This is a genomic window from Stenotrophomonas sp. P5_A8 (genome assembly GCF_056400545.1).
In genome coordinates this window covers 1-5,382 of sequence record NZ_JBFULB010000262.1, presented here as the reverse complement: position 1 = coordinate 5,382, position 5,382 = coordinate 1, and the positions used below count along the sequence as shown (strand labels likewise).

4 protein-coding genes are annotated in these 5,382 nt (G+C 59.4%); 1 reads left to right on the top strand and 3 read right to left on the bottom strand.

What is annotated here, in order from left to right:
* The 3 genes from AC1DQP_RS15775 to AC1DQP_RS15765 all read right to left on the bottom strand — a co-directional run.
* The coding region (locus AC1DQP_RS15775; protein ID WP_478051970.1) for a BCCT family transporter at nt 1-1,941 on the bottom strand (1,941 nt) is incomplete at its 3' end.
* Nucleotides 1,942-1,987: 46 nt separating this feature from the next.
* On the bottom strand, nt 1,988-3,088 hold the full coding sequence (locus AC1DQP_RS15770) for a hypothetical protein (protein ID WP_478051969.1): 1,101 nt from the start codon (nt 3,086-3,088) through the stop codon (nt 1,988-1,990).
* 265 nt (nt 3,089-3,353) lie between these two features.
* A complete protein-coding gene (locus tag AC1DQP_RS15765; protein WP_478051968.1) occupies nt 3,354-4,652 on the bottom strand; it encodes a DUF2254 domain-containing protein in 1,299 nt (432 codons plus the stop codon).
* 209 nt (nt 4,653-4,861) lie between these two features.
* Between AC1DQP_RS15765 and AC1DQP_RS15760 the strand changes: the two genes are divergently transcribed.
* On the top strand, nt 4,862-5,382 hold a 521-nt coding region (locus AC1DQP_RS15760; protein ID WP_478051967.1), incomplete at its 3' end, for a helix-turn-helix transcriptional regulator.

The window sequence follows — 5,382 nt, the reverse complement described above, 5'->3', positions numbered from 1 at the left end:
GTATTGGTCCAGCACATCGTGGATCAACTGCACTTTCGGCCAACCCATGACGTCGTAGTCCTGTCCGCCTTCGCGCAGGTACACCTCAGCCCGATAGTGGCGGGTCCCCTCGCTCACTGGGCGGCGTGGATCCTGCAACGCGAAGGTGGGCGGTTCGTAAGGCTGAGGACGCACGGAGTAGAAGAAGTCCATTTCCTCGCCGTGGCCTACGCGTAGCCAGGCACGCCCGTCTTCTCCCTCGGTGACTTCAACAGGAAGGTCCTGCTTGCGCAGCTCCACCGCAACCTCTTGGAGGGCGGGCAGCACCTGTTCCCTGATAAAGCCAACCACCTCGATCTTGACGGGATTGTGCGCGAGCAGTTTAAGTCTCGCGCGCCAGTCGCCGCTGGTGCCTGGAAGCAGCCGTGCGTCGCGCGAGATTGAGCGCTTCGTTGCATCCAGATGCATGGCTTTGAGCAGGCCCCAGCACATCAAGATCATGACCACGGTAAAGGGCAGTGCGCTGGCAATTGTGGCTGCCTGGAGGGACTCCAGTCCGCCAGCGATGAGCAGGGCAACGGCGATGCCTCCAACCAAGAGTGCCCAGAAGATGCGCTGCCACACCGGCGACTCTTCCTCACCCTTGGAGGTCAGCATGTCTATGACCAAGGCGCCTGAGTCAGCCGACGTGACAAAGAACAACGCGACGAGCACGACGGCCAGCGAGGAGGTGATCATCGTCAGTGGAAGGTGGCGCAGGAATTCAAACAACGCCATGGAGCTGTCATTCGAAACGGCCGTGACGAGCTCCTGAACACCTTCGGATCGGACCATGAACAAGGCGGAGTTGCCGTAGATGGTCATCCAAAGGAATGTGAACCCCAGCGGCACCAGCAAGACGCCAACCACGAACTCACGCACCGTGCGGCCTCGCGAGATGCGGGCGATGAACATGCCAACGAAGGGCGACCAGGCAATCCACCAGCCCCAGTAGAACAAGGTCCAGCCACCGAGCCAACCACTTGGCTCATAGGCATACAGGTTGAATGTCATCGAGAACAGCTGGGAGGCATACATTCCGGTGTTCTGTACAAATGCCTGCATCAGGTGGACGGTGGGGCCGCAGACAAGCACGAATGCAAGCAGTGCGACGGCCATGATCATGTTGATCTCAGAGAGTCGGCGCACACCGCTGTCCAGGCCTGCCACCACTGATCCCGTGGCGACCAGGGTGATGATGCCGATCAGCGACACCTGCACGAGGGTGCTGACTTCCAGGCCAAACAAGTAGTTCAGTCCGGAGTTGATCTGCATTACCCCCAGGCCAAGCGACGTGGCCAGGCCAAAGATGGTGCCAAGGGCTGCAAACGTATCCACCGCATGGCCGATGGGGCCGTGGATGCGTTCTCCGATGAGCGGATAGAGCGCCGATCGCACCCGGAGCGGCAGGTTGTGGCGATAGGCAAAGTAGGCCAATGCCAACGCAACAACAGCGTAGATGGCCCAGGCATGCACACCCCAATGGAAGAAGGTGATACGCATCGCCTGGCGAGCTGCCTCGGCAGACTCGGCCGTGCCGGTCGGCGGGGTAGCGTAGTGCATGATCGGCTCTGCCACGCCGAAGAACATCAGGCCAATGCCCATGCCTGCCGCAAAGAGCATGGCAAACCACGAGGCATAGCTGTAATCAGGGCGACTGTGGTCTGGGCCGAGCTTGATGCGCCCGTAGCCACTGATCGCTACACCGACCACAAACACCAGGAAGCCTGCGACCGATAAGATGGTGAACCAGCCCGCGTCATTGGCGGTCCAGTTCTTGGCTGCTGTGAACCAAGTCGTCGCTTTTTCTGGAACGAAGATGGATAGCGCCAACAGTAAAAGCACGATGGCCGCAGTGGGAATGAACACCTGCGGCAAGATGCGCTGGCGAACAGGAGTGGATGGCGGAGCTGGGCTCTGCATAAATTCCTCCGGTTGATGATCGTTGAAGCAGGAGTGCGACTTGCGCTTAGAAATAGAACCCGATGTTGAGGTTGAGTCGGCTATGCCAGCGGGAGGGGCCGCCGTCATCGATTCCGATGCCGTCCCCGCCTGCAAACCACATGTTCTTGCCCGCAATCCAGTCCACGTAAGTCAACATGATCCCTTTTTGCAGGCTGCATCCGGTCACGTTCTGCCATGAATCCCTCACGCCTTGGCTGCGTCCCATCGGGCGCGTCATACTGAGGTTGTTGTAGCAGGTGATGTCATCGAGCCAGCGCTGCTCACCGAAGGAGTAGGCCACGTTTGCGCTGGGGACATCGGCTTCCGACGCAATCTCAAAGGGGGCAAGGAAGGCAGACATCGCAATCCGGTCGCCTGGCACGCTGTAACGGTAGCGAGCCCATTGCAGCTGGGTCGTCCAGCCATCCCGTTTCCACTGGGCATGCAGCGCAGCACCCTGGTGACGATAGTGACGGCGGGTAGTGGTGTTCTGAACCTGACCACTGAATCCAGAGGCCCCGAGCAGCACCTCACCGTTATGSAAGGCGCTGGTGTGTTCGTATCTGAAGTGAACGCGCTCTCGTTCCCTGTAGGGCAGGTCAGCAGTCTGGGCCACGTCAAAGGAGTATCGGTTGTAGCGAGAGCCGCTTCCGTATTCATCCCCCGAGAACCAGCCGACTATCCAGTGATGGTCGCCACGTTCATGGCTGAGCGTCACACCCGGATCGTAATCGTCCTCAATGCCRAGGTAGTAGCCTGAGCCGAACCAGAAGCTCTGCGAGACGGTAGGCAGGAGTCCGAAGGGAACCTGCTGGATGCCGGCCTTGAGCTGCGTTGCTTCGTTGAAATTCCATCCGGCGTAGGCATGGTGGACGGCATCGAAACCGTCATACCAGCGATATTGGGCAGAGAAGAAAAGCGGGCCAGCTCCGGCTTTTACGTCTGCGCGAAGCAGTTCAAGTTGCAGGCGGCTTGTGGGGCCGTAGTCCAGCCAGCCATAATTGAACCGGATGGCGCCACCCACATCGACAAATGGTTCAACAGGAGTGTTGGGCGCTTCTTGAGCGTGGATTGTGCCTGTGGCCGTTGCAGCAACACACAAGTAAATGAGGGGAAATACCTTCACGATAGTGTCTCGTGGCCTCCATTTTGCGAATGAAAGCGTCCAAGTCTAACGCGTAAGCGTAGGCCACCCAAGTCCAAGGCTCTGTCTTCACGGCGCGTGAGGCCGGACAGGATGGGAGTTGCGCGCATTGGGCGATATGGAACCACGCAGCCCGTGAAAGCGACGGGAGGGTGGATCTCGATACAGAGGTTCCAGCGCTGGTGAGTGGTAGTGCCAGGATGGATGTGCCGATGTCCATTCGTAGCGATCATCCCAATCTCAGGTCTCAGTGACCAGACGCTACTGCCTGGCGGGTAGCTGCGTCTTGAGCGCGTTGATGTTCTACCGCAGCGATCGCCCGAAGCTTTTCTTGATCCCGGGAGAATTTCAGCGTTTGCACTGCGCGCTCCAAAGACGCGTCGGCGTGGCGTCGAGCGGCTTCGCGAGTGGCGGGTGAGCAGCCGGCGCAGAGGGCGGCGAACGCTTTTTGCAGCCTGATGTTGACTTCAAGAGACCCTGCTGCATCGGTCGATATGGGCGCAAACACATCTTCGAACAGGTCGTCCACATCCAGTTGAGCGATGTGGACGTGGGAATACCGCACTTTGTCAGGCTCACCTGCGCAGGCCAAGGCATCCCATCTGAGCAGAAGTCGCACACAGGTACCGATGACCGTGATGCACGTGCCAGGATCATTGACGGCAGGAGACATGGATCGCACGCCGATCTCGGCGAGGACGACCAGGCCGTAACGCGGATCGTTCTCCATCCTGCGAGAACCGCCGATGGTGAGCGCTTCAATCATCTGTGTTCTTTGATCGTCGTTGAGAAGGCCCCCAACGCTCAGAAGTGCGCGATTGGGAGTCGCAAAGGTGCCTGGCTGACAGGTCAAATAGACCGTCAGCTGGTGTTCCTCCGCGATGGCATTGAGCCGCTGCACATCAATGTGCTCAACGTACCCAACATCCGCGGCGAAGACATCAATGGTGTTGCTTGGCGCTATGCCACTGTAGGGAATCCCGCCGAGAAACGGCGCATCTGCGCGCTGCTTCATCGACTTCAACGTGGCTTTTTCAACCAGATCAACCGTTTCTCCCAGCCGTCCAAAGCGGGAAAACTGCTCGATGGCCCGAAGGAGTGTCACGGTGATGACGATGATGACCGCTATGGTCGCTCCGAACAGGACAAGTCGTCCGCTGTCCCCATAGATACCCGTGCTGAGTGCGATGAGCCCGACGATGGAGAACAGGAACGCACCAACGAACGTCGCCAGCGTACCTTGCGCCCGGGTATCTTCAATCAGTAATCGAGAGGCGCGCGGCGTGGCGTTGGTGGACGCCGAGCCGTAAGCGGCAACCATCGTTGAAAGGGCGAAGGTCGTGACCGTCAGCATTGAGGCGGCCAGGATGCCGAGGATGTTGCCGACCGAATCAACACCAATCTGGGTGGCGAGCCCAGTCGGTAACACGAACTTGGCGGCAGCGCCTGCCAGGGCGGTTACGATACCCAATACCCCGTAAAGAGTGGATCGGAACCACATTCTCCTGCTGATCCTGAATAGGGTCAGCCGCCACTTGGTCATCATGGGGCAGTTGCTCAGCTTTGATGGAGTCAGTATCCCAGCTGTATGGGCTTGGGCGCGTCAACGCCAAGTGTCCGGCCTCAACCCGCTCTCCTGTCGCCTGCCACAGCCGTATCCGAGCTTCGAGCAGCGCGCTATGGCGACTCGGCACACCCGCTTGCATTTTCGGGTGCTGGAGGATATTTACAGCAGCTGTAGTCACGGCAACCATCATGCGCAAGGCCGATCGTCTGTTCCAGTTGGTCAATCTGATTCGTGTGCGACAGCCAGTTACTGCGGCGGTGCTGGCCACAGAGCTGGGTATTTCCGTGCGCAGCATCTACCGCTATATGGATGACCTGTCCGTGGCCGGTATACCTGTCTATGGCGAGGCGGGCATTGGCTATAGCCTCAAGCCCAACTTTGAATTACCGCCCCTGACCTTGGATGCGTCAGAGCTCGAGGCATTGCAATTGGCGGTGGAGATGCTGGCCTGCAGTGGTGGCGGACACCTGCAGCCAGCGGCGCGTTCGTTGTTGCATAAGCTGCAGGCGGCATCCCCCTCCGGTCCTCCCAAGCCGCGCATCGCCCGAGCGCTGCGCGCAGTGCCTGTGTCGCTGCCGTGCTGGCAGCCACTGCATACGGCCGTTCGTGAAGGTGGCACCGTGCACCTGCGCTATCGCTCTCTGCAAGGGAGGCTTAGTGAGCGCACAGTGCTTCCGTTGGGCCTGTTTCACTGGGGGCAGCATTGGAC